The organism is Fischerella sp. PCC 9605 (genome assembly GCF_000517105.1).
In the GTDB taxonomy this organism is placed as follows: domain Bacteria; phylum Cyanobacteriota; class Cyanobacteriia; order Cyanobacteriales; family Nostocaceae; genus PCC9605.
The window spans coordinates 142469-165127 of sequence record NZ_KI912153.1 but is presented as its reverse complement, the minus strand read 5'-3'; the positions used below and the strand labels follow the sequence as shown (position 1 = coordinate 165127).

At 41.0% G+C, this 22659-nt stretch carries 26 protein-coding genes and 1 pseudogene; 10 read left to right on the top strand and 17 right to left on the bottom strand.

Annotated elements, in window-relative coordinates; all coding sequences use genetic code 11:
• Positions 1–35: 35 nt before the first annotated feature.
• The 12 genes from FIS9605_RS40180 to FIS9605_RS0133150 form a co-directional block, all read right to left on the bottom strand.
• Positions 36–3161 carry a plasmid replication protein, CyRepA1 family gene (locus FIS9605_RS40180; protein ID WP_026736332.1) on the bottom strand — a complete coding sequence of 1042 codons (3126 nt, stop codon included), beginning with the start codon at positions 3159–3161 and terminating at the stop codon, positions 36–38.
• Positions 3162–3200: 39 nt separating this feature from the next.
• On the bottom strand, positions 3201–3485 hold the full coding sequence (locus FIS9605_RS0133200) for a hypothetical protein (RefSeq protein WP_026736331.1): 285 nt from the start codon (positions 3483–3485) through the stop codon (positions 3201–3203).
• A 501-nt stretch (positions 3486–3986) separates the two neighbouring features.
• Positions 3987–4133, bottom strand: a complete 147-nt coding sequence (locus FIS9605_RS43580; RefSeq protein ID WP_155960653.1) for a hypothetical protein — start codon at positions 4131–4133, stop codon at positions 3987–3989.
• A 380-nt stretch (positions 4134–4513) separates the two neighbouring features.
• The gene (locus tag FIS9605_RS44680; RefSeq protein WP_197036230.1) at positions 4514–4654 is read right to left on the bottom strand and encodes a hypothetical protein; all 141 of its coding nucleotides are present in this window, start codon (positions 4652–4654) and stop codon (positions 4514–4516) included.
• 58 nt (positions 4655–4712) lie between these two features.
• A complete protein-coding gene (locus tag FIS9605_RS0133190) occupies positions 4713–4898 on the bottom strand; it encodes a DUF6887 family protein (RefSeq protein ID WP_026736330.1) in 186 nt (61 codons plus the stop codon).
• The gene (locus FIS9605_RS44675; protein ID WP_197036229.1) at positions 4895–5071 is read right to left on the bottom strand and encodes a DUF6888 family protein; all 177 of its coding nucleotides are present in this window, start codon (positions 5069–5071) and stop codon (positions 4895–4897) included. Before FIS9605_RS44675 ends, FIS9605_RS0133190 begins: the two co-directional genes overlap by 4 nt.
• A gap of 175 nt (positions 5072–5246) precedes the next feature.
• A complete protein-coding gene (locus tag FIS9605_RS0133180) occupies positions 5247–5867 on the bottom strand; it encodes a Uma2 family endonuclease (RefSeq protein WP_026736329.1) in 621 nt (206 codons plus the stop codon).
• The gene (locus FIS9605_RS0133175; RefSeq protein ID WP_231510578.1) at positions 5864–6181 is read right to left on the bottom strand and encodes a hypothetical protein; all 318 of its coding nucleotides are present in this window, start codon (positions 6179–6181) and stop codon (positions 5864–5866) included. The genes FIS9605_RS0133180 and FIS9605_RS0133175 overlap by 4 nt, the downstream gene beginning before the upstream one ends.
• 154 nt (positions 6182–6335) lie before the next feature.
• Positions 6336–6602: a type II toxin-antitoxin system RelE family toxin gene (locus FIS9605_RS0133165; RefSeq protein ID WP_026736327.1), complete on the bottom strand. Its 267-nt coding sequence runs from the start codon at positions 6600–6602 to the stop codon at positions 6336–6338.
• A complete protein-coding gene (locus tag FIS9605_RS0133160; RefSeq protein ID WP_026736326.1) occupies positions 6599–6826 on the bottom strand; it encodes a hypothetical protein in 228 nt (75 codons plus the stop codon). Before FIS9605_RS0133160 ends, FIS9605_RS0133165 begins: the two co-directional genes overlap by 4 nt.
• A gap of 40 nt (positions 6827–6866) precedes the next feature.
• On the bottom strand, positions 6867–7094 hold the full coding sequence (locus tag FIS9605_RS0133155; RefSeq protein WP_026736325.1) for a hypothetical protein: 228 nt from the start codon (positions 7092–7094) through the stop codon (positions 6867–6869).
• Positions 7091–7309 carry a hypothetical protein gene (locus tag FIS9605_RS0133150; protein WP_026736324.1) on the bottom strand — a complete coding sequence of 73 codons (219 nt, stop codon included), beginning with the start codon at positions 7307–7309 and terminating at the stop codon, positions 7091–7093. Before FIS9605_RS0133150 ends, FIS9605_RS0133155 begins: the two co-directional genes overlap by 4 nt.
• Before the next feature lie 412 nt (positions 7310–7721).
• Between FIS9605_RS0133150 and FIS9605_RS0133145 the strand changes: the two genes are divergently transcribed.
• The gene (locus FIS9605_RS0133145) at positions 7722–8207 is read left to right on the top strand and encodes a hypothetical protein (protein ID WP_026736323.1); all 486 of its coding nucleotides are present in this window, start codon (positions 7722–7724) and stop codon (positions 8205–8207) included.
• A gap of 279 nt (positions 8208–8486) precedes the next feature.
• Here the strand turns inward: FIS9605_RS0133145 and FIS9605_RS39340 are convergent, their stop codons facing one another.
• Entirely contained in the window at positions 8487–8981 is a 495-nt protein-coding gene (locus FIS9605_RS39340) for a hypothetical protein (RefSeq protein WP_051470257.1), read from the bottom strand.
• Positions 8982–9058: 77 nt separating this feature from the next.
• Between FIS9605_RS39340 and FIS9605_RS43570 the strand changes: the two genes are divergently transcribed.
• The 4 genes and pseudogenes from FIS9605_RS43570 (at position 9059) to FIS9605_RS0133115 (ending at position 12419) form a co-directional block, all read left to right on the top strand.
• Positions 9059–9766: an IS6 family transposase gene (locus tag FIS9605_RS43570; protein WP_026736029.1), complete on the top strand. Its 708-nt coding sequence runs from the start codon at positions 9059–9061 to the stop codon at positions 9764–9766.
• A 34-nt stretch (positions 9767–9800) separates the two neighbouring features.
• Positions 9801–10412: pseudogene (locus FIS9605_RS39335) on the top strand (mechanosensitive ion channel family protein); the annotation flags it as partial.
• A gap of 56 nt (positions 10413–10468) precedes the next feature.
• The gene (locus FIS9605_RS0133120) at positions 10469–11797 is read left to right on the top strand and encodes a DUF2254 domain-containing protein (protein WP_026736320.1); all 1329 of its coding nucleotides are present in this window, start codon (positions 10469–10471) and stop codon (positions 11795–11797) included.
• A 22-nt stretch (positions 11798–11819) separates the two neighbouring features.
• The gene (locus FIS9605_RS0133115) at positions 11820–12419 is read left to right on the top strand and encodes a hypothetical protein (RefSeq protein WP_026736319.1); all 600 of its coding nucleotides are present in this window, start codon (positions 11820–11822) and stop codon (positions 12417–12419) included.
• 174 nt (positions 12420–12593) lie between these two features.
• Here the strand turns inward: FIS9605_RS0133115 and FIS9605_RS43565 are convergent, their stop codons facing one another.
• Positions 12594–12764 carry a hypothetical protein gene (locus tag FIS9605_RS43565; protein WP_155960652.1) on the bottom strand — a complete coding sequence of 57 codons (171 nt, stop codon included), beginning with the start codon at positions 12762–12764 and terminating at the stop codon, positions 12594–12596.
• 457 nt (positions 12765–13221) lie between these two features.
• Complete coding sequence (locus FIS9605_RS0133100) at positions 13222–14250, bottom strand: AI-2E family transporter (protein ID WP_026736318.1); 1029 nt, start codon at positions 14248–14250, stop codon at positions 13222–13224.
• Between the two features lie 186 nt (positions 14251–14436).
• Between FIS9605_RS0133100 and FIS9605_RS45875 the strand changes: the two genes are divergently transcribed.
• Together FIS9605_RS45875 and FIS9605_RS0133090 are read left to right on the top strand one after the other, a co-directional pair.
• Positions 14437–14640: a hypothetical protein gene (locus FIS9605_RS45875; protein WP_231510577.1), complete on the top strand. Its 204-nt coding sequence runs from the start codon at positions 14437–14439 to the stop codon at positions 14638–14640.
• Positions 14641–14997: 357 nt separating this feature from the next.
• Positions 14998–16980 carry a serine hydrolase domain-containing protein gene (locus tag FIS9605_RS0133090; protein WP_035140717.1) on the top strand — a complete coding sequence of 661 codons (1983 nt, stop codon included), beginning with the start codon at positions 14998–15000 and terminating at the stop codon, positions 16978–16980.
• 105 nt (positions 16981–17085) lie between these two features.
• Here FIS9605_RS0133090 and FIS9605_RS0133085 read toward each other — a convergent pair whose 3' ends face one another.
• The gene (locus tag FIS9605_RS0133085) at positions 17086–18036 is read right to left on the bottom strand and encodes an S-layer homology domain-containing protein (protein ID WP_026736315.1); all 951 of its coding nucleotides are present in this window, start codon (positions 18034–18036) and stop codon (positions 17086–17088) included.
• A gap of 429 nt (positions 18037–18465) precedes the next feature.
• On the opposite strand from FIS9605_RS0133085, the gene FIS9605_RS43560 reads away from it, so the two are divergent.
• Positions 18466–18603: a hypothetical protein gene (locus tag FIS9605_RS43560; protein WP_155960651.1), complete on the top strand. Its 138-nt coding sequence runs from the start codon at positions 18466–18468 to the stop codon at positions 18601–18603.
• Positions 18604–18719: 116 nt separating this feature from the next.
• The gene (locus tag FIS9605_RS0133075) at positions 18720–19535 is read left to right on the top strand and encodes an ion transporter (RefSeq protein WP_026736314.1); all 816 of its coding nucleotides are present in this window, start codon (positions 18720–18722) and stop codon (positions 19533–19535) included.
• A gap of 100 nt (positions 19536–19635) precedes the next feature.
• Here FIS9605_RS0133075 and FIS9605_RS0133070 read toward each other — a convergent pair whose 3' ends face one another.
• Entirely contained in the window at positions 19636–21486 is a 1851-nt protein-coding gene (locus FIS9605_RS0133070; RefSeq protein WP_026736313.1) for a response regulator, read from the bottom strand.
• Positions 21487–22033: 547 nt separating this feature from the next.
• Here FIS9605_RS0133070 and FIS9605_RS39330 point away from each other — a divergent pair.
• Entirely contained in the window at positions 22034–22633 is a 600-nt protein-coding gene (locus FIS9605_RS39330) for a hypothetical protein (RefSeq protein WP_035140631.1), read from the top strand.
• Positions 22634–22659 lie beyond the last annotated feature (26 nt).

Here is a 22659-nt window from a genome sequence, read left to right as displayed (position 1 = left end):
ATTAAGTTTGAAGTCGAAAGTTTGAAGTGTCTTAATTATACTCCTTTCTTCCTCCTTCCTCCTTCTGCCTTCTGCCCTCTGCCTTCTGCCTTAAGCACCATCACCAAAAGTGCGGAAGACGGCGAAATTTTTCGCTCTCCTTCAACTTTGGGGGTGTAGGTTTTAACGTCCGGCAGAAATGGCACACCCTTACTGAACTGTTTTAATTTGCGTCGCCACTCCTTCTCATCCTCATATTTAATCGCATCCTGGTTTAAGCACCACCAGTGGAGCTTTATTTGATTGAGCCAACGGCGATTGTCCTTATATACTGCCTTATAAAGAAAATCGGCTGTGAGTTCCACAGAAGGCAATTCTCGCTTTAAGAAAGCTTTTGTCGCTGCATAATCCTCATCAGCAGTCCGGGCTGGTTTGCGTTTAATTTCAATGGCCTGTTCAAAGGTAATGTCTTTGGCGATCGCGGTCCGAGTGGCATCATGGTGTTTGATTTCGTCCTTACCTTGCCGCACGGCATCTGCTGCGGCGGTTTTCTCCTGTGCTCCAAAGTCGTTAACCCTATGACCCTCATCAATTAATTCTTGCCGTAGTTGTACCGCTAACTGGGAGAGGGAATAATTTCGTCTAGCTACCTGCTGACAGTAAAGGTCAATGTGGGGATTATTCCAAGTGCCATTTTCCCCCATCATTCCCTGCAATACCTCAATTAAATGAGGTAATAGTTCGGCGTCAGATTGTGCGTTTTCTGCTTTTTCCCTGGCTAGAGTTATAGCCAATTGAACTAACTGCGTTGATGTTTCGTAATAATTAAACAATTGGTGTTTGATTTCCGAGGGCAGGTAAGACGTAGATTCGTTTTCGGTATTAAGCGCTCTGGCTTTACACCAAACAGTACGCGGTACTGCCGGCCTTACCCTGGCTAGCATCTGCCGTGCTTGAGATGGTTCTAGGTTGCCAAAGCACAGTCCAAAAACGTGAGCGAAGTATTCAATGTCAATAGAGCATCCCACGCCCAGTGATGGGGTGTAAATCAAGGCTTTCGGCTGATATTTTTGAATACTTTCATTGGGTCGTTTGACAAAATCTTTTCCAAAATCTGTCTGAGTAATCCTAGAATCAATCCTAATTAACCCTCCTTGTTGTTGCAAAAGCCAAGGAAATTTTCTTGTTAGATGTATAGACAAAGCTTCGGCTTCTTTCTGATTATCTAAAGTGATGGCAATCGGTCTACAATTTGGGTCGGCTAGCCAAGATTCTATCTGGCTTAAAATTACATCACGTTTGCCTGTATAAAAGTCAATTTCCCAAGGTTCGCCTTTGAAGTCATGGCTAACAATAAAGGGCGGATATCCAGGCGCAATAGTTGTTAAATAATCAAGAGTTGTATCTGTTAAGTCGGCGTCTGCCACTACAACCAAGCCGCCATTGTCTAGGCATTCTCTTAATTTCTGCTCAAGAGTATGAAGGATGAAAGACCGTCTGTCGCGGCAAGTTGAGCTAGTAACAACGTGATTCAATCCTAGCTCGATTTCATCGATTACTACTAAGGTATTTGACCAATCGCGACCAAAAATTTTACCTAAAGAATCCCAACATAAACCAATCTCACTGATGTTTTCAATGATTGAGATAGTGGATAATTTGGCTCCGGAAAATTCTGTTGCTGTCTCAAGGTCAGCATCCTCAATCCATGTGAACTCCCACCTCACAGCCTGTTCTCTACCAAGCGCAATACGAGCATTAATGCTAAGAAAATTCATCCCTAGCCCTTTATGTCGTATCCTTTCAACTTGAGGCGCTATCTGCTGGCTATCTGATATCTTCTCTTTATTCTTGCTAAATATCTCAAGCTGTGATGGCGATACTTCTGATGCTAATGGTTGAATAATTCTCTCTGACCTTCGATTCAATGAATTTAAAAATGAGCCAGAGAGGGCAGCGTCCTTATGGACGCTGCCCTCTCCACGGATGAATCCGGAGGCTTGCGAATTATCCGTCGCATATTGGCTTGGGGATAAGGCAGGCTTTGATGGTTGATCGCGCAGATCTGTTGGCATATCGCAAAGTTTATTCAAGCCTGCCTTAACATGACCTTCGCCTCGCATAAAGGCTGGCTCATTTTTAAAAGGAGAAAACTGTGACCAATAACCGCAGCAATGGTTCTTGATTTGTTTGATTTGGTATGATTTTCCACTGCCTTTAGGTGCTTTTAAAGCCACAATTCCACTGACAGGAATTTGACCCACCAAGTCAGGTAAATACTTCTTACTTGAATCGCAAACTAAATCAATTGGGTAACTGAGAGTGTGTAATTTCTTTTGTACTTTTGCTACTCGTTCTTGATAGTCAATCGCTCTTAAATTGTTAGTTTCTGTTCTGGTTTCTAATCCTCCCCACTTAACACAAATTTCTTTGAATTCTCTCGGAGTCAAAAAGCGAATTGATTCGTATCTTTCTGGCTCTAATTCGTCAATGTCGCCGAAAGTTTTATCAACTTGCCCCCACCAAGCAATACGGCAGGTGTAACCGAGTCCAGCGAAGAAATCGAATTGTTGCTGCCATCTTTGGGGTACACCAGAACGGTTGACTACATCGCCAGCGTCAACCGCAAAAGTTAGCACTGTGGTTTGGTACTTAGATGCAAGGTACTCTACAGCTGCTGCCGATATTTCGGGACTGGCATTAAATCGACCGCTAGCAGCGCCAAGGACGGGAACACCCAAGCGATAGCGCGTAATCGATGGTTTGATGGTTGTTCCTTCAGTTAGCCAAATTGAGTTAACCTTTTTTTGACACAGTGGCTCAAAAATCCCCACCGGTAGTTCCCCATTTAAATGAGAAGTTGCCCCTTGTGGTTTTTTCTTTGTGGCACTAGTCAGCCATCTATACCGTCCTGAAGTACTGTCGTGTAGACGCACTTGGCAACTAACTATCAATCCATCTTTGTTGTAAATCGGACATAAGATGCCGTCTCCAGGAACATTAAGAATTTGGTCGTTGCCAAAACCGCTTGTTAGTATCCCCGGTAGATTCAAGGGGTAGCCAATTCCAACTTGATGAAATTGGCTAACGCTCTTGTAACAATCAAAGTCAATCTGCTCAGTTGTAAAGCCACGCTCCAGTAGTTTTGAGCGATCGCCTTCGGTCAGTGTCAGCCTCGCCAATAACCGGCGATACCACCTGTCACGCTCGACTGCGCTCAGTTACTGTGCTATTTGCTGCTGCTTGCGCCGCTGTTGGTGTATCAGAAATTCTTGCTGCCGCCGCTCCCTCTCCTGTTTAACTTGTCCAGAGAAAGCAACAGCGTCTTCGGTAGATTGCCAAAGTCCAAAGCCCCAAACATCCTCACCTCTGTAAACGTAGCCAGTGGGGTTAGCTCTAGTGTTGCGACAAAATATCAAGCCAGTATCATTGGACTGACGGCAACCAATCCTTGCACCAAGGCAGATGGGGCGTTCGCCACGCCGAAATAGGGTAAAGCCGCTCATGTTGCCTCACCCCTTCTTTCAGCGTGATTATACTGCCTTGAGTACTTGCTATGTTCACCAATACTGTGGTCTTGTACCATTTTGGTATCTCCGATGATGGGTTTGTTCCATCGGAGCTACCCACAATTAGGGGCAAAACTAGCGGTGCATTGACCAAGTGTTATGGGAAGGCAGAGGGTAGATGGCTTCTGGCATAACGGATGGGTTGTCTGTGGGTATTAGAGTTTTGACAATCTTGAATGCAGACGCAGAATTTAAGGTAAATGCCTTTGTTTCAAATGAAAAATAGTTCTCAGGGGGAATAAATAACCCATTAAAAGAAGAGCTTTTTTTTTCTGAAATCTTCACCCAGTCAAGGTTTTAGTCCATCGATGCCACTTGGTTAAAGCAAGAGCTAGCTTGGCCTCTATTACGCAAACATTGTTAAATTGAAGTTGGAATCTTACGGTTGGTTGCCTAATAGCTAACCATGTGTCTGCGTGTGGGCAGCTAACCGATTTCTTAAAAGAAGCTCTTTTCCAAGCCTCTGGAACGACTTACACAATGCAAATGGCTAGCCTGCGGATAACCACGAATGTAGAAAGCCAGTAATTGACGGCGATGAAGGTAAGGTAAAGCAGGTTGTAGCTGGAAAAATGAAGTGTTCACGGTTTTATCCTCCTGATAGGAGGCATCCAGCTGTTAAATTTCTCCATAGATTTAGCGGCTAATACGATTCGCATCGCGCTTTTGGTTCCGCTTCAACAAGCGAGTTGGGAGAAACTGTAGAGCCAGATGCCTTTTTGTCCAAAAAAAAGCATATGAGTCTCCCACCCCTGTATGCTAATATTGCCAACAGGGACGAGTCGTGAGGCCTCGTTAGTCTGTAAACAATTTGGTGTTTTCTGACCTCCCAAGTCTTTCCAACACCAAAACTGTTGTCTAACGACTCACCTGACCATTCTGACTATCTGAATATACTGCTTTGGTTGGTTTACCTCCTTTGTCGTAAACTGACGTAAATTTTTTGCAGAGATGCTGTGGCTAGATTAGCATTTTTCCACAGTTTTTTTTAAAGAAAATTGTTGATGAGTATAGTTAGACTTTTTCGGAGCTAAAAAAGTTATTTGCAAATTGACATTCGTGAAAGTCCGTCCTGTGTCTCCGTCGTATTCGTATTCGTCAGGCATGATTTACCTTCTTTTCATAAGTGCGATTCCTAACCTTCATCATCTAGAGCGATCGCGTCTAAGATGCCAGCTTTTTCTTTAATTCAGCCTCCAACTGTTCACCTGTACTAACCACAACTCTGTTTGGTTTTGCTCTAGTAATCGTCAGATAATGTTGAAAAGCTTCTTCGTCCTGGGGATTACGTTTTATATATTCCCGCAATTCCGCCTCAGTTAATTGTCGATAATCTTCTAAATTACTCATTGTAAAATTGTCTCTCCGTTAGTTAAAATCTCTGCTTGAATTGTTTGTCCTATCAAAACTACTATCCTTTGCGTTCGTGTGTCGTATCTGGTTAGCTCAATTGTTTGCAATAAATTACTGACTCGCACACATAAATCGTAGAAAGCCTTCAGTTGTTCAATTGTTGGCTCCATTTTTATGCTTCTTTAATCTTTAATGTGATTAGTCATTTTTCCTCTACTGCGATTGCAAGTTCGTACTTTTAGACATCGTTTTGTTTTTCCTTGTTGATGGGTTTTTTTGGCATCCATTCAACAAACTCTCTGAGTTTATTCCTCACTGGCATTCTTTGAATTCTGATCTTAATAGTTACACCTCAAGATTACCAGCTTGAAAAATCTGTTGAGCAGTTAAATTTAACTCTGGAAATGTTGGTGAAGTAATACGGTCATCACCGAGAAACTTGTTAATTCGATATTCACCTTCTTCTAAACAACAAATTAAGATAGTTGGTTGTTTAGGGTTGCCAATGAATCGTCTGCCCCCTAAAGCTGCATAATCTACAATCCAGTATTCAGGAATTCCCATTTCTTCATAATCAGCGTATTTTTTGTGGTAATCATCACGCCAATTGGTACTAATAACTTCAACAACTAAAGGAATCGATGCGCTTTGAGTGACAGTAGATTCTTTTTTCCACAGAGGTTCGTTTATTAAATTTGGGCGATTCAGTAATAGCACATCTGGTGAGTAAGCTGAATCATTTTCAGGTGGCTTGACTAATGCTGTTTTGGGTATGAGATAGGGGAGATTTAAACGAATACATTCTCTAGTCAGTTCAAAGGCTAAAAAGCCTGTAACCTCTTCGTGCTCGCCTACAGGTTGAGGCATTTTAACAATTACTCCATCGTGTAATTCATAGCGCTCCCCGTCAGGTTTCCACTCTACAAATTCTTCGAAAGTTACCAGTTTGCGTAGTGCTTGCGTCATTTGCTTGCCTCCAGCATTTTGGCTAAGGACTCTACATCAAATTGATTCAATGCGCTTACAAGCTCTTGAAATTGTCTGTATTTCTCTTCGGCATAATCATCTGGGGTAAAGCCGAGTACTTCACAAAACTTCAAATAATCAGCTAACAGATGAAAATTATTTAGTTGGGTAGTAAAAGTCTCAGTTAGTTCTTGAGCTTCAGTTTTTGCGCTTTTATCAATGGTACTGGAATAAGAACTGTCTCCTTTTCCTACCCATTGACCGTTTATAAAAGTCCGTCCCGTGTCTCCGTCGTATTCGTATTCGTCAGGCATGATTTACCTTCTTTTCATAGCGACGTTGTGAGTTTTCTGGATACCAAGCTACAAATTCTGAAAAATTTACTAGCTTCCGTAGTGCTTGCGTCATTTTCCTGCCTCCAGCATCTAGTCTATAGAATAAGCAATATTTCTCAATTTCTCTTGATTGTTAACTTTCATCTTTATAAACTTTACTTCGATGACCTATTTCTATAACTATTATCAATAGAACATCATCAAAAATATCGTAAATAACTCGATAATCACCGATTCTAATTCGATAACCGTTTTCTCTATTTTTTAGCTTCTTAACCCCGCTTGGACGGGGTTCTAAGGCTAAATCATCAATTTTAGCTTGTATACGTTCTTGAAGTTCTGAGGATAGCTTTTTGAGTTGTTTAGAAGCACTTTTGGAAATCTCAACTTTATAACTCACGCAACATCCTTTTTCAGTTCTTGTTTAATTTGTTCCCAAGAAACTGTACCATTAATACGTATATCTTCTTTAGCAGCATCATAAGCTTTTAAATCTTCTTCATCCTCTTCATCCTCAATTCTTTTTAAAAGTGTGTAAATCTCATCTAAAGTACTGTCGTAAGCTTGATTTAACAGTACGTTAATAGCTTGAATTAATTCTTCTCTCTCGCGTTCGGTTTTCATATCAAACCTCTTTTATGTCAGTGATCTCAGGATAACAAAACTAGATTGTGTAACAGGGTTCGTTCTCACCAATTTCAGTGAGTGTTTTTTCAGTGATGATGTCTGCCGCAACAGCTAATTCAATAATGATTGCCGTGTCTGCAATAGACCAGTTTTTTGATTTTGCGATATCTTCCACCGATAGTGGTCTAGGATATTGTTTTTCTAATAGTTTACGTAGCGCTTTCAGCTTAAGTCCCAGTTGTTGAGCGGTTTCGATATCAATCATTCTTCGGCGTCCTCGTCTGCTTTACTTCTATCCCCTCCACGGGTTTCGCCAAGAGGTCTAGTCTCTTCACTTATATATCCTTCACTTTTTAGAAGATTAAATAAATGCGTCTCTAAAAACTTGTTAACACTAGTGTTTCTGTCTATAGCAAGCTCCTTGAGGGCATTGACAACCGTTTCGTCGATTCTGTAAGTAACTGCTTTTCGCTTTCGCATACAAAGTAAAAACAAACCATATCACCTCATTGAACCAAAAACTTTACTACTGCAATCAATAGTATTTGTTTTTACTCACAAAAAGCAATACTAATGCAATATTATTTGTTGATGGATTGAGCGTTATGAGATAACCAACACTCATCACAAAAGTATTGCAATAGTGAATATTAATGACTGTATTGAAATTGTGAGGCAAAAGAACAACCTCACCTCAACAAATCAAAGCTTGAGAGTAGTAGAGCAACTCCCCAAAGGCAGCATAGGTGCGCTGGCGTAAGTCCGATGACAGCCGACTTACAGACAAACCTTAAATGGTTGTCTACTGCTTAAACGGCAGTACCAACCAAAAAGGGGCGATCACCCTGCTAGTAACAAGCAATCGCCCCCACCTACAAGAGGTATAACCATCATGCCACGTCGTAAGAAACAACCTCAAGAGCAATTACAGCAAGTATCAGGTGAAAACCATACCCAAAACTCACTACCCACTACTCAAGCACCAACAAAGCTTGATGATAATCTTCAAAGTCCTGAAAACACTGCTGATGTAGATGTTCAAGACACTGCTGAATATCATGAAGAACTACCATCTGAAGTGGCCACTAATGAAGAACTGCCACAAGAAGATAGTGCAGGGTCGCTCTTGGTTCAGGATGAGCAAACATCTATTCAGCAAGAACAACCGCTGCCGGAGCAGGAAGATACCAACCAAGAGAACGTAGAGTACAGCCCACTAGTCAGAAAATTAGCCGCGATCGCCAATCAAGAAATCACCACAGTCCAAGCTATCAGCCAAGCCAAGAATGAAGCGATTGTAGGCATTTTGCGGAATTCAGATAACCGCTTACTTGTTGGGAACTGCAAACATAAAAGCCCAAAACTGCAATCAAGGTAATTTTGAAACCACAATAAATTGCAACTAGGGGTAGTCTCAAAACCACAATAATTGCGGCCCAAACCACAATAAATGCAACCAAACTGCAAACAAGCGTTTTGAAACCACAATAAATGCAACTAGGCTGTAACCTATATCTAGAGCCAGTTTGAGAGAATTGCTGTCCAAAGCTGTCCAAGTTTAAAGAGGCTTAAAACCGGACGTTTGTGTACAGATTATTAGGTAGAAATTGGACGTTTATCGTCCAATCAAATTTTCAATCAGGTATTGATTTGGCAGTTACAAAGGAATCCCAATCTTCAGCAATTGCTCTCGTAAATCTTGAGTGCGACCGGTGGGTAACTGACCTTGTAGAAAAGAACGAACTTCCGCAGTCCTTATATTCAACAAATTGGCTAAAACTTTAGTGTTGTAACCTTGCCGAATTAGGCGAGGTTCTAAATCATTGATGCCAGCAGTTAAGACCGTTTCAATAATTTCTGCTTTGACTGGTTTCTGTCCAATTTTATAAGCTTCTTCAAATGCTAGTCCCAAGTAGTGTTCAATTTGTAGTGGCGTTACCAGTTTAGTCGCCAACATTTCTAGGGCTTCATTTTCAATTAGGTCTTCGCTGATGTGCGGCTCTTCAATACACTGGCTCAGTAGCCAGTAAATATATTGCTTTTGCTGTCCTTTGATGCCCTCCAAGCTAAATACATCTGTCCGCGCACCAATCTCTTCCAAACTGGGACGGCGCAAATCATTTTTGAGTTTGGGATGCCCTGCTAAAACCACGGTTGTGTTGCAAAAACTGGAGTGGGTCTGGTAGATATACTTAGGGAAGACTGTCTAAAGCCAAACTGATCCCGTTGATGAACCGCAAGCACCCCTTCAAGTGGCGTCACTTCCAATCCGACATTATCCTGCTGTGCGTGCGTTGGTATTTACGCTACCCACTCTCGTACCGTAATCTAGAGGAGATGATGCTGGAGAGGGGACTAAGTGTAGACCATACAACGGTGTATCGTTGGGTTCAAGCTTATGCCCCCGAACTGGAAAAGCGGTGCAGACCACACTTGAAACCAACTAATGATTCATGGCGGGTTGACGAGACATATATTGAGGTGAAGGGTGAGTGGAAGTATCTGTACCGGGCAGTGGATTCTCAAGGCAATACTTTGGACTTTATGTTGAGTGCCAAAACAGACGCACGTGCGGCAGAACGATTCTTCCGTAAGGCTTTGAACTGTGTGCATAACTCCTCGCCACGAGTCATTAATGTCGATAAAAATGCGGCTTATCCCAAAGCCATCGATTTACTCCATGCAGACAAATCTCTCCCCAAAACTAGTGAATTGCGAAGAGTCAAATATCTCAATAATATTGTCGAGCAAGACCATCGTTTCATTAAACGCCTGGTCAATCCAGGGATGGGGTTTGCTTCCTTCAATACAGCAAGGCGAACTTTGAGGGGATATGAAGCAATGAACATGATTCGCAAAGGACAAATCAACGGAGTCGATAGAGACATTCGGGCACAAGCAAAATTCGTGGAGCAAATTTTCCTAGTTGCTGCATAACGAGAGCTGATTGATAGGGAAAGCTCTACCCTTAAAAAGTTTTTGCAACACAACCGAAAATATTGAGACACGGGCAACTACAATCAGAACTTACGATGGTCGCCGGATTGTAATTCCCAACTCCGAGTTATTTACAAATTCGGTAACTGTGAACACTGCCTTTGAAAATCGCCGATTGGAATATGATGTTGGTATTGGCTACGGTGACGACATTGACTGGGCAAAGTATTTAATGCTCTCAGCAATGCATAGCGTCTCAGAAGTACTGAAAGATCCAGCACCCGATGTGCTGGTAATGGAACTTGCCGAAAGTAGCGTTAACATCCGTGTTCGGTGGTGAATTAAACCACCACGGCGTGCGGACGACCTGAGTTCACGGGACAAGGTGATTTCTGCAATCAAGCAAAAGCTATATGTCGAAAACGGCATCGATTTGCCTTATCCAACACAGCAAATTTTGTTCCACGACCAAACAGAGAAAACGGATGGCGATCGCTCTCGTCAGCGTGAAGGTTGGCCAGCAGGAAATAGTAAAGTACCAAAACCTCGCCGGATCAGTGATTCACTCCGACTGCTAGCCCAAATGCAAACCGCAGGCGAACGCAACGGCAAGGCAGATTTTCCAACAGATGACGACGAAAAGTAAACTACTTGCCAATACGCGCCTGTTGCATACAGTGAGAATCTCCAGTAAAGGTAAAGATGAAGAACGTCAAGTTAGGCAAGCTTTGGGACACACTCCACTCTAGCTATTGGTTTTTACCAACAATTATGGCAATTGGTGCAGTTGCTTTGGCGTTCGCGATGCTAACACTTGACCGAACAAGTATGTTAGCAATTGAGAAATGGTGGTGGATCTACACTGGTGGTCCAGATGGAGCGCGATCGCTACTTGAAGCTGTTGCGGGTTCGATGGTTAGCGTTACCGCTACAGCGTTTTCAATTACAATCGTGGCGCTTCAGCTAGCTGCTTCCAATTTCGGGCCTCGAATCCTGCGTAATTTTATGCAGGATACAGGTAATCAAATTGTACTTAGCACATTCATTGGTACGTTTATCTACTGCTTGCTCGTACTTCGGACAATTCATGGAAAAGGAGATGGATACGAGCAGTTTGTGCCGCAAATCTCTGTTACGTTTGGTATCCTGCTGGCAATTGTTAGTATTGGTGTATTGATTTATTTTATACATCATGCCTCGACAATAATTCAAGCATCGTACGTTATCCAGAATGTCAGCGACGACTTAGACAAAGCCACCCGTCGGCTGTTTCCAGAAAAGATTGGACATAGTGAACCAGAACAGGAGCGGCGGATCGCTGAAATTCCAATTTCTTTTGAGGAAGAAGCTTACCCCATTCGAGCCAATGGTACAGGTTATTTGCAAGCAATTGATAATGAAGAATTAATGCAGATTGCTCGTAAGCACAATCTGCTGTTGCGTGTCAAGTTTCGACCAGGAAAGTTTATTGTTAAGGGCAGTGATTTGGTTATGGTTTTTCCTGGAGAACGGGTAAATCAAAAACTTGTCAAACAAATCAACGATGCCTTTATTCTGGGTAAAGAACGTACTGAGCAGCAAGATGTGGAGTTTCCGATCAATCAGTTGGTAGAAATTGCTCTACGCGCCATCTCTCCTGCTGTGAATGACCCATTTACTGCAATTCGCTGTATTGACCGACTGAGTGCGGGACTGTCGGGTTTGGTGGAAAGGGATTTTCCCTCACCTTACCGCTATGACGATAACCACAAACTACGTATAATTGCGGTGCCATTTACGTTTGAGCGATTAGTTGACCGAGCTTTTAACCAGATTCGGCAGTATGCACAGTCTGATGCAGCAGTGACTATTCGTTTATTAGAAGCGATCGCCACAATTGCAACTTACACGACCAATCCAAAGCACAAGCTAGTTCTGAAGCGTCATGCTGAGATGATTTTGCGAGGTAGCCAAGAGGGGTTATCAGAAGAACAAGACCGCAAGGATGTAATTGAGCGGTATTACAGCGTAATTAAAGCCTTAGAGCATTAATAGTTTGAATAGGAGAGAGACAATGATCGGTACAAATTGGCGAGGTTTTCGAGTGATTGCATGGGTGGGACAGGCTCTACTTGCAGTATTCGTAATAGTTGCAGCATTTCAAGGTAATTGGTTAAATGCCTTAGGTCTGGCATGTTTTTTGGTTGTATCTTTGGTGTTTGTAATTAAAGATGACCGACTGCCAACATTATTCGATTTCCTGTTTGTAGTTGCGGCGTTGTTAAATGCAGCGGGTTGGGTTTGGGGTTTATTTTATATGCCAGGCCCGTATGACGAAATTGTTCATGCTTATACTACTTTTGCAATTACTTTAGCACTCAGTTTTTTAGTCTACAGCTCCATGCTGAATATCTTTCGTAATCATAAACTTTTGTATTTGGTTACAATTGCGAGTTTTGGCATCGCAATTGGGGCATTGTGGGAAATTACAGAATGGTCAGCTGGTAAAATTCTTCCTACTGAAGTAATTGGAAGTTTGAATGATACCATGATTGATTTAGTTATGGATACTGTTGGGGCTGGACTGGCTGCCGCTATCAGTCTTTGGGCATTACAAGAATGGACGCGTTCTAATAAAGTAACTGGTAATTCACGATCACAGACATACATCTAAGGAACAGCGTTTACGCGCACACTTTGTAATTTGTTTAAAACAAACAAAGGCGGATAGAGATTAAAATCCTCTGCTCCACCTACATCAAAAAAATATTTGCTCATTTTGTTCAAAGTCACATTTGCTAGAAACCTCAAAGTTTAACTTGCTCAATCATTAACTCTTTGGCAACGGTTACACATCAAAAAGAGTAACTTCTAGTGCTACAAATTGTGGAATTTCTGGGGTTACACCATAACGGTCATCCTCTTCATATTCATAGCCACGCTCACAGCTACCTGCAAATGTTAAAACTGCCGTAGATGCAGCCATGTACATCAAAATTTTTGTGATTTTGTGTTTCATGTCTCTTACCTTTCATATTCTCAAAACCTGTTTGTAGTTTAGTTAATCAAAGAAAAAGTTAGAAAACACGATTTACTATTTCTTATATAACTAAACCTAACAGTCAACATTAATTTCTAATATTTGATTTTACCTCTACCAAAAGAATGGTATCAAATCCGATCATAAGTCTTAAAACCACAAGTCATTAATTTTGAGATTATTGATTGAATTGTGTTGGAGTGATTAGATAAGTAATTGTATAAAATACCAACTTGCAAAAGGAAGTGCTGCGTCACAGACAGACTTTGCAAGTCATGTACAATCTGAAGCACTTCCACCTCAAACTAATACCAATAGTCAATAGGGCATATATTTCACACCTTTGTTAATCACATAATTGGTAAGTTATAACTGTTTTAAAACTGAATAATACTTCAAGCTTTGTGCAGTTAGCGTCTGGTGTTCCTGATTATATTTATTTACTTGATTGCCAGTGATTGAGTATATCATTAACCAAAACTTCTTTGATCCAAATTTGGAATACAATTACTAGCGGAACAGCAAGAAATACCCCTAAAAATCCAAAAAAGCTACCAAAAAATACTACCGCCAATAAAGTAACAGCTGGCAGCAGAGATACCTGACTTTTCATTACTACAGGTACAACAATTAAACTTTCAACCTGTTGAATTCCAAAGTACAACGCTACCACTGCGGCTGCTTTCCAAGGAGCATCACTCAGAGCAAGTAGTGCTGGTGGAATTACACTCAAGGTCGGTCCCACATTTGGGATAAACTCTAATATTCCAGCTAAAGCCGCATTAACCAGTGGCAATGGAACTCTCAAAATGAATAATCCAACATAGCTTAAAACTGCAATGATGGACATTGTTAGGAGAGTGCCTTTTATCCAGCCAGTTAAAGCTGTTGCACATTTACTAAGAATTTCATCAACTCGTCGGCGGTAGAAAGCAGGAAATAGCATGATAAATCCTTGCCGATATGGCAATGGATTAACTAAGAGCATAATTGTCAGAACTACAAACAGTAACATTCCCAAAATAATAGAAAGCGAACTCCTGACTAAAGAGAAAAAGTTGTTAATTAGCTGATTTAACCAACTTTGTAAACCCTGAGTAAGATATCTAAGCCCACGAATATTTTCTAAAAGTTGGTTTGGAATTACATTTTCTAACCAGTTATTCCACGTCCGTAACCGTTCTAATGCCATCGGCATTAGGTTGCCAAATTGCTGCAATTGCTCAACAATACGCGGCACAATCAGTGCGAAAAAACATACTACAATGACTAGTACAATCACAACTGATATGGTTACTGCAAAGCCTCGCTTAATGCGAAATCTTTGGAAAAATTTCACCATTTGGCTGAGGACTGTTGCCAATACTACTGCTGCAAATGTCAGCAAAACTATTTGCTGAATTTGCCACAAAATATAAAGCGAGATTACAAGAGCGAGAAAGCCGATTAATTGACCGAAACGCACTGCGCCACCCTCCAGATTTTTGCTATTTTCCGATCCCCGGCGATTGTGCTGACTTTCATTCTCCAATTTAGTTATTTTTTTATCCTAAAAAAGCCTCTTTAAGGCTGATTTTTAATTAGGAGTACTTTCTCATTCCTTAGACAGAAGAATGTATAGTACTGAACAGTAATCTGAAAGAAATAACGTTTGAAGGCATTACCTAGAAAAATGCAAAATCCACGTCCTAGTAATATATTGATACGTGCTTTTGTATTGATTTTCAGTAGCTTAGCTATATTCGTGCTTGGCTCAATATTTTTTAATATGAGTCGACAAAATAGAGAAACTCCTGAAGGGGTCGAAGAGCTTGAACAGGGATTATGGCAACCTAACCAAAAAACATTTGTCTAAATCTTCAGTAAGAAAAGTATCTCTATAAATTTGTAAGTAAATCTTCATCTCCTAGCAATTAGCAAGGTGAGTCAGACTATTTTACAAATTAATAAGTATGGCGATCGCATCAGTTCGGCGGGTTTAACTACTTAAATTGTTTATACTAAAACTAAAAAGTGGAAAACTGGTGGAGAAGTTATCAGTAAGTTTTAAGCTGCGGTCATAAAAATATGTTTATTCCAAATTACATAAGCTAAGAAGAGGCTGTTTTATATCAGAAGGTAGAAAAATATAAGAACCATATAAGGTAAGTTTTGAATAAAAAATATTGCAAATACTCGGATGTATAATCCCAGAAAACTGCTTTGCTGGGTAATGATAGGCATCCTATTCGTTTCCTTGCCTGCCTTACCTGGCTGGACTCAAGATACACCCAATTTTCCGCTTTCAGAACCTCAACAGCAACAACCTATTACACCAGAACCACCTGTACCACCATCTCCTACTGCACCAGGATTAAATGACGCCCAGGAATTGGAAGCATTCACAGACAAAATTTTGAATGAGGAGATGTCAAAATCTCACATTCCTGGGGCTGTCATTTCTGTAGTTAAAGATGGGAAACTCTTTTTCGCTAAAGGCTATGGTTATGCCAACGTAGAGAAAAAGATACCAGTAGTTGTCGATCAAACACTGTTTCGTGTTGCTTCCCTCTCCAAACTATTTACAGCAACAGCAGCAATGCAATTGTATGAGCGAGGAAAGCTTGACTTAGATGCTTCTGTCAACAAATACCTGACAGACTTCCAACTGGAAAACCCTTACCCCGAACCAGCCAAAGTTGCTCAGTTGATGACGCACACTAACGGTACGACGAAGCGACGAATTGGACTGGCAGCTCGTAGTGAAGCCGAAATGATACCTTTAGGAGATTACTTGCCTAAGTATATGCCACCGATTGTGCGGCCTCCTGGTAAACTATATAGCTATTCCAGCCATAGCACCGCTCTATTAGGTTATTTGGTGGAAAAAATTTCTGGTATTCCCTTTGTTGAATACATTAACAAAAACATTTTGCAGCCGCTGAAGATGAACCGCAGCACATTTCTTCAGCCACCACCGCCAGCGCTAGCTAATGATTTGGCTGTAGGCTATCAGTATCAAAATGGCAGCTTTAAACCTGTCCCATATCTGTATTTGAATATTGCCCCAGCTGCGGCCATGAGTACAACGGCTACAGATATGGCTCACTTTATGATTGCTCACCTACAGCTTGGTCGCTACGAAAACTCGCGCATCTTGGAAGAAGATACTGTCAGGCTGATGCACAAACAGCACTTTACCCACCATCCCAAATTACCGGGTACTGGCTACAGTTTTCGCGAACGTTTGGAAAACAACATTCGCATGATTGGACATTTGGGTAGCTTGCGGGGGTATTCTAGTTCTCTCACCCTCATGCCTGAGCAAAATCTTGGCATTTTTGTTGCTACTAACAGTTTTAGTGGCGTGCATGGAAAATTCCTAACTAAATTTTTAGACTATTATTTTCCAGTCACCGAAAAACCTGCACCTGTTAAACCACTTGCCCTTACCGAAGCTCAACTTGAAAGCTTTACTGGCACTTACCGAGATTTAGAGTATCCCCGCCACACCTTTGCCAAGGTAACTGCACCGTTTGAGCATATCAATATCAACAAAGGTGACAACGGTACTTTGTTGGTTAGTACCCCTGGTTTGTTCTTCCTAGGAAATGCTCCAAAATTGCGGTTAGTACCTATGGAACCACTGTTATTTAAACGAGTTAATGATGACGCTTATACAGCCTTTGGTAAAGATAGCACGGGCAACATTGCCTTTGCCTTTAATCCACTTTGGTCCAAAATCGGGGCCTTTGAGCGAGTACCGTGGTATGAAACTATTTGGGTACAGTTAGGAATTGTTGGTTTTTGTGCAATTGTTTTCTTATCAGCTGTTATAGTCTATCCGATACACCCTCTCATCCGTTATCTCAGAAGAAAGCGTTTTACTTCTCAACAGCAGTTAAACAATGGTTGGGTAATAGCTGGTCTAGTTGGTACTCTAAATTTAGTGTTTTTAATTGGCTTGCCTGTATCGCTGTGGCTGATTGGCGTATGGAAGTTGGTGTATGGTGTTCCTGGTGTTGTAGTAGCATTACTTTGTCTACCGCTCGTGACTACCATTCTGTCTTTAGGATTGTTAATATTCACGGCATTAGCTTGGTTTAATAATTATTGGTCTTTAATCGGACGAATGCACTACTCTTTAATTACTTTAGCCGCATTAATTTTTATTCCTTGGTTGGCTTACTGGAATTTATTGGGGTTTAGATTCTAACAGTCAAAACTTGTTTTATGCTAATTGCCCCGATTACTGCTATCTTCGCTCCTCGATAAAATGGTTTAAAATCGTAGACCCTACTGACCTAAGGGCTAATGGCAATTATTGAGAATTATGATTGCTGCTAGTAGTACGAACAATATACTGATTGGCAGGTGAATTATTAGCAAGTGGTTCTATTTTTCCCTGAACAACTAAAGTTTGATAAATTAAAGCTGTAATCTCTCCTCTAGTGGCAGGTTTACTTGGATTAAGAACTTTGGGATTTGGATAGTTGACCACTATATTTTTTTTGGTTGCTGCTGCTACATCTGCAACTGCATATTGTGGAATTCTATTGGCATCTGCATAAGTATTAGTAAGAATAAATGATGCAGGACGATTAAGATTCGCTGCCACTGCTTGTCGCTCAGTTGTTGAAGAAGTCACAGCATTAATCGGTGCAGCCTGAGCTTTTGGTATTAATAAAGGCTGCATCAAACTAGTAATTGCGAGCGGTAAGAAGATAGGTCTTTTTGTGGTTCTACGTGTGGTTTGTTGAGGAACCGCATTCTGCGTGGTTGTAGGTACACTAACAGCTGATGTACCAGTAGTTAGATTCAAACCTTTGCTTAAAGCAACTATAGCCTCAACTTTAGAAACTGGTTGATTGGGACGGAAGTAACCACCAGGATAACCTGACATAAATCCTTGCTGATATGCTTCTTCAATGGGACGAGTAGCCCAATAATTAGCAGGAACGTCTTTATATACAGCACCACTTTCTATTTGACGAATTGGTGGTTTATCAAAAGCTTTACGAATGATAGCTGCAAACTCATCCCGATCTACTGGCTGTTCTGGTCGAAATGTACCATCAGGATACCCAGCTACAATATTTCTTGCAGCCAAACCCCGAATAAATGGCTGTGCCCAGTAATTTGGTTGAACGTCACTAAAGGTAGACACAGAGGAAGATTGAGCATAAGTTTCTAATGCTCCAACTGCAAATACTGTTAAATTTAAAGTTAGTAAAGATACGCCTGCTGACACAAACTGAGTTAACCGAGTCATTATCCATGCCTCCTGTTTTTTCAATAATTAATTTTTCTAATAGTTCAATAATTATTAGTAAATAGTGGAAATTTAGTGGAGAAATTTATTAGACAATTAAAAATCTTACTATAGGGTGATTATACTTATTACTTTAGATATAGAGAAAGCAATATCCAAAATAACAAATTGAAGAAAAATATAGTCAAGTTCTCCACGGCTTTTCCACTATTTAGATTTAATCTAAATTTCAAACGTTAACTTAATAAAATAAAACTTTCCTTTATAACCTGTTTTACTGCCTCAAGTATCAGTTATTTTACTAAGCTCTACCATTTTTACGGCTGATCAAGCGTTAATTGAGTATGAGATATATTTTTAAAAGAATATCTCTTTGGGTAGTAGAGTTAGCGCCTGAAAAAGCAAGATGGTTAGCGGTAGGAGGGTAGAATGCGTCAACTCATTATCCAAGTGCCACGAGGCAACTCAAAAGTAGACAATAGCCAAGTTTCAGCAGTAGCAGTAATTTTACCATTAGTGAACAAATTCGCGATCGCCTCACCCAAGCAATTCAAACTAATTTATTAAAACAGGATTTTAATGTTACGCCTTTAGTTAGTGTCAACGTCCTAGAACCCCCTGCTACTAGCAAATAATACCAATTTTTAAAATCCAGTTTTGATTACAAATTACGAATTAATACTATGAGTAATTCTAAGCTTCTAGAAAAACAAGCCCTAGAAAGAGAACGCAGCGAAGTCTTGCAACAGTTAGAAGCATGGCTAGAAACTCCCATGCTGGTGCTGGGCTTTGCGTGGCTAGCACTATTCATCATCGAGATGATCTGGGGGTTAAATCCTTTACTGCAAGCCGTTAGCATCACTATCTGGATTATTTTTATATTAGATTTTCTCCTGAAACTAGCGATCGCTCCTCATAAAATTTCCTATATCAAAAGCAACTGGCTCACAGTTATTTCTCTATTTTTGCCAGCCCTGCGTACTTTTCGGATTATCCGAGTCATCAAAATACTACGCACAGCAAGGGCTGTACGAGGGCTACAACTGTTGCGAGTCATGACTCGTGCTAATCGAGGAATGCGGGTTCTCTCAGCCAGTGTGAGCCGTCGAGGGTTTGGTTATGTTGTGGCGTTAACCATGATTGTGACTTTATTAGGAGCAGCAGGGATGTATGCGTTTGAAAACGAAGTTCCTGTGGAATCTGGGCTGCACAACTATGGCACTGCTTTATGGTGGACAGCAATGTTAATAACAACAATGGGTTCTGAGTATTGGCCTAAAACCTCTGAAGGTCGGGTACTTTGTTTTTTCTTAGCGTTGTATGCATTTGCCGTGTTTGGCTATGTGACTGCGACTGTGGCAACGTTCTTTATTGGTCGTGACGCTGATGATGACGAAGCAGAGTTAGCTGGGGCAAAATCGATTCAAGTGCTTCAAACCCAAATCACAGCATTGCGGCAGGAGATTCAAGAATTATTACATCAGAATTCACAGCGTTGACGTTAGTAAAGATAAATTAGTGAGGAGGCGTTGCTCCCATTGCGGTATGAAATCATTAAATTCAACTTTTAAAACTCACAATGATGAAGCGTAGTGGAACTTAGGGTACTTCACTCTTAATTAATTGAATCCGCTCTAGACGTTTGAAGATGCGGGTGATTAATTTTGCTCCCTCTATTGGTTTACTGATACAATCGTCAGCGCCAGCTGCAAATATCAGATCAACAGTATCTGCTTCGAGGTGGGCAGTAATAAATAGCACTGGCAGCTTGCTCCAGTAGGGGTCATTACGCACCACCTGACATAATTCAATTCCATTTACATGAGGCATTTTCAAATCTAATACCAGTAAATCAGGGGAACACTCTGTCAGGGAGTCCCAGAAGTAGCGCGGATCTTCAAGAGTTGTCAGCTTAATTCCCCAAGGTTCTAGTAAATCCCGTATAAAAGTTAACACCTGCGGTTCGTCATCTACAACCATTACTCTGGCTTCAAGAACACTTATTGGTTGAATCGTCTGGATGGCAAGCTCTAATATTTTCTTGGCAGACATAGATTTGTGTAAAAAACTACGTCCGCCCGCTCGCGCTACTTCTACACGGTCAATAAAATTACCTCGGTCAGTGAAAACTAGTACTGGTATTGGTGGTGTTCGGTTGGATAATTCTGCTAGCAACTTCAAGCTGTTGTTGGTGCCATCAGAACAGTAAAGATCAAGTAGCACCATATCCGGACTTGAGGATTCTATTGCACTCCTAGCATCAGCAGTATTAATAGCAATATCTACATGCATTCCCTGAGTTACAGCCTCTTTGACTAACCCTTCAACTACTTGTCTATCATCGCTCACTATCAACAGCACATTCTGCCGTTGCTCACTCAATGCTTGTTCATCCCAGGTTAACTGATTCGGAGTTTGTTGTAACTCCTGTTGCAACTCCTTCACGAGTTCACATAGATGTCGAGACTGAACTTGGTTAATTGGCGTTTGACTCTGAAGTATACTCTCTATTTTTTCAGCCAATAGCGAAGGACGAGCAAAACCAAAACTTCCCAACGAACCCGCCAGTTTGTGAGCTTCCTGCTCTGCGTTTTGTTGCAGCCCAGAGTTTAGTCTACCTTCTTTAAGGGCATTACTAGCTTGCTCCAGCACAGCGATACGCGAACCAACCTTAGCTTGAAAATCTTCCCGCGCTTTGGCAAGGGCTGCCGAAAAAATTTCTTGTTGCGTTGGAGTTGATTCTTTTTTGCTTACCTGAGACTTTTGCTTTTTAGCATTAGGCTTGAGGCGATAGCCCAATCCATAAACTGTTTCAATAAAATCATAGGGCGCGCCTACTGCTTTGAGTTTCTGCCGCAAACTTTTGATATGAGATTTAATCGTGTCATCTTCTGGTGGATCTGTATCAGCAGCCCAAAGGTGATCTACAATTGCACTGCGGCTAAAGGTGCGTTGGTTGTTGCGTAAAAAAAGCTCCAAAATACTAAATTCCTTGGCTGTTATATGCAAAACTTTGCCAGCATAAGTCACTTCACAGCTACTAGGATCTAGCCGTAAGCTTCCCCATTCTAAAACTGGAGGTAAAGAAGAATTTCCCCGACGTCCTAAAGCGCGAATGCGAGCTGATAACTCTTGAAAGTCAAAGGGTTTAACGACATAATCGTCTGCTCCAGCATCTAAACCCATAACTTTATCAGTTCTGCTATCCTTTGCCGTTAGCAGTAGAATGGGCATCTGATAGCCCTCTTGTCGTAGTTGCTGACAAAGGCTAATGCCATCTAACTTGGGTAGGATGACATCTAGCAAAATTAGGTCATAGCTACAAACACTCACCAACTCCCAACCAGCTTCACCGTCAGCAGCAATATCTACTACATAATTTTGCTTGCTCAGAACAGCCGCCACCGCTTGAGCAAGCGAATCATCGTCTTCAACCAAAAGAATTCTCATGGAAAATATTTGCTTGTAGAAGCAACCCAATCGCAAATGTCAGTTTGTACAACTTTGTTATGTCTGTTTTGTTGCGATGAAACATCTATCAAAGGCAAGGCTTAGCCAATAAGTTCGCCGCCTGTCGTGCAATGTCATAATATTTATCTGAGTAAAATATTTTACGTTTATAGTTTTAAACACTTACAAAGTTAACTCTAAATTAAGTTTAGATTAAATACTAATTAACACATAGATTAATATCTACATATACTTCTTCGGGCGTAAGAAATAGAAGTTGAAATGAAAGAAAATTTTAGTGTCTTTCAATAAGAAAAACATTCAAATTTTTGTGTAAAAATCACAATTTATGTTGCACGAAGGCATTTAATTAAAGATTGCTGGTTTATCAACTGAAATATACTTTGGCTTAAACTTAGAAAGCTTTAAGTCATTTGCTGATTCCATTTATGCATTTCTTGCTGGCAAATTGTCATGTTTTTTTAACAAGCATTTTCTATCAAAAATAAAAAACAAAAAAAATATAAGTTTATTAGGGAATTAGAGCATGAAAAGTGCCAATACATCCAAATTAGTAGTAATTGCAGTGCTTTGCTCGGTAATTTTCTTCATCGCATTGACACTGTTTGAGGCAATACCCGAAATTCCTGTTGATATCGACTTTAAACCGTTTTTTATCCCCTTGGCGTTCACCGCCCTCGTTCCTAGAAAGTTCTGGCCACTCTTCGCCGTCTCAATGGGGGCAATGCTTGGAGAATTCCTCCGAGATCTGCTTGAGGGTTATGAGATTGACGATCCAATTGGGGCGATTGGTTACGTGGTGGGTTTTATGATGTCAGGCTACATCATTGGCAGTAATCCGCTAAATAAAATTCGTCTTTTTATCGCAGCAATTGTAGCAGGGTTTGTTCACGCAGTCATTGAGGCTTCGTCTTTTATTATCTTCAGCACAGAAACTTTCAATGTTGCCGTCTGGGCAGCCATCGGAAATACAATCACTGACGGTCTAATTATGGGTGCGATTCCGTTGATTTTGATTATGCCACATCTATACGGTCGGGTTGAGCGCTACTTTGGCTTCGCGCCTCGTGGCAAAGAACGGAATCATAAGCGAAGACGCGATCGCAGTACAGTTAGTGCTTCTTAGAGTTGACCAACGTTTGTTGCAAAGGA